The organism is Massilia sp. TWR1-2-2, assembly GCF_049897565.1.
GTDB lineage: Bacteria > Pseudomonadota > Gammaproteobacteria > Burkholderiales > Burkholderiaceae_D > JAFCUW01.
Genome location: NZ_JAFCWM010000082.1, coordinates 1 through 1,867, shown reverse-complemented (window position 1 = coordinate 1,867; position 1,867 = coordinate 1). Strand labels below are relative to the sequence as shown.

General features: G+C 58.9%; 1 protein-coding gene and 1 pseudogene. Both read right to left on the bottom strand.

Going from position 1 to position 1,867, the window contains the following annotated elements; genetic code table 11:
- Positions 1–473, bottom strand: a 473-nt coding sequence (locus ACP7DD_RS26415) for an RHS repeat-associated core domain-containing protein (RefSeq protein WP_426178351.1), incomplete at its 3' end; no start/stop codon positions are given.
- A 110-nt stretch (positions 474–583) separates the two neighbouring features.
- Positions 584–1,867 (bottom strand): annotated as a pseudogene (locus tag ACP7DD_RS26410) (type IV secretion protein Rhs); the annotation flags it as partial.

Genomic DNA, 1,867 nt, shown 5'->3' with positions numbered 1-1,867 from the left:
CGCTGGAAGGACCTATCGACATCGTGAAAATCTCTCGAAACCGCGGAAGCAAGACCAAAAACCGCACAAGGCAATGAGTCAGAAAAATTGTTGAAATCGGCTAACTTGGGTGGATTGATTGCGCCCCCACCTGCGGCTACTGCGGCACAACTGGCCCAACCTATTCCAGGAATAAAGCACAACGCTCCGGCCGCGGCCGGCGCTAAACCTTTAGGATCTGAATATCCCAGCGGATTACCATCGACGTATGCGTAGGTATTGATTCCGCCCTCCAGCCCGATCGGATCGCTTTGGATATACCGACCAGTCTGCGGATCATAATCTCTGTAGTAGTTGTAGTGGTTATTTGTCTCACTGTCAAATATCTGACCGGGGAATCGTAGATTGTAGATTTGCGTGGTGCCTAGGCGGTTTGGGTCCTGTTCCGGCGGCAACAGGCCGAAGGGGTCAGCATTGTCCCAGCGCCAAACCATCTTGTTGTCGCTGGCTCGGGTGAGAACGCGTGGGGTCGAGATGTGGGCAGCATAAACGTAACTAACGCTTGTTGTTTGCCCTTTCGTCCCTACCACAGTCGCGCCGCGTTTCAGTATAGCGACCGGCAAATCGCCGAGGTATAAAGTTTCCTGTAAAGTTTTAGCTCCACTATCGTACTCCCCAGAAGACGGCCACTCTCGTCGTATATGTAGTTCACAGCGACATTTGCCGGACCAGCCTTTGCCAGGCGCTGGCCGAGCCCGTTATAGCGATAACCGGTAGTAATACCTCCGCGCACGACGCTGCTCATACGGTTGTCGCTGCCGTAGCTGTACTGGATCGTCCCATCAGTTGTGAGGTTACCGGTCGCGTCGTAAGAGTTCTGCTTCGCCGGTGCTGGCCCAGTCGTGCTGGCGAGCCGGTTACTGACGGCGCTGATCGTGTTGAGGTAACTGTTCGCGCCAAACGTCGCGCGGGTGCGGTTGCCGTTGGCGTCGTATTCAAAGCGCTGGCTGGTGCCGGTGCCGTCAAATGCAATCAGCCGGTCAAGACCGTCGTAGCCATAGCGCTGATCGAGCAAGGCAGCCCCTGCGGCGCCGGTGTGTTTGGTCGCCGTAATGCGTCCTGCGGCGTCGTAGCTCAGCGTGCGCACTGTGCCGTTGTTGGCGGGATGGCCCAACGGATAGCTGACGATCCGGCCGTCGAGATCGAATTTGCGCTCGTAGATGTTCGGGCTGGCGGTGCTGCTGTTGCCCCAAGTCCAGCCACGTACCGCACCGAAGGGCAGATAGCGGATGTCGCCCAGGATCGTAACCGGGCTGGCGCCTGGCGCGATCAGCACCAGGCTCTTCACGCGGCCATCGGTGCCATACGTGTACTCGATCCGATTGCCGCTGGGGTAGGTCATCGACGTGACATGTCCGACGCTGCTGCCGCTGCTGCCGTACGTATAAGCTGTCGTAAAACTCTTCGCCGTAGCGCCGCTGCCGACTATCTGAACCTTTTTCAGCAGCCTGCCAAACCCGTCGTAGCCGTAGCTGGTCTGACCCGATGCGTCGCTCATCTTGGTCAAGCGTCCGGTCGCGCCGGTGCCATCCTTGCCATATTCAAAAACGCTTGTGCCTAGCTGGGTCAGGCGCGCTACAGCATCGAATTTATACGTCGTCTTGCGCGCGGCGGCGTCGGTGGTAATGAGCGGACTACCAGCGCCATCGTAGCTGGTAGTCGTCGTTCCCGTGTCCGGACTGACGATGCCGGTTTGCTGGCCGAGCCCGTCCACGTTGTAGCGCGTGATCAGCTTGCGCGGATCGGTCACCGAAAGCAGCGCGTCCTGATGCGAATACCCGTAGCCGAGCACCGGCGCCGCGGCGCCCGGCGTCGGTGGCGGCAGTGT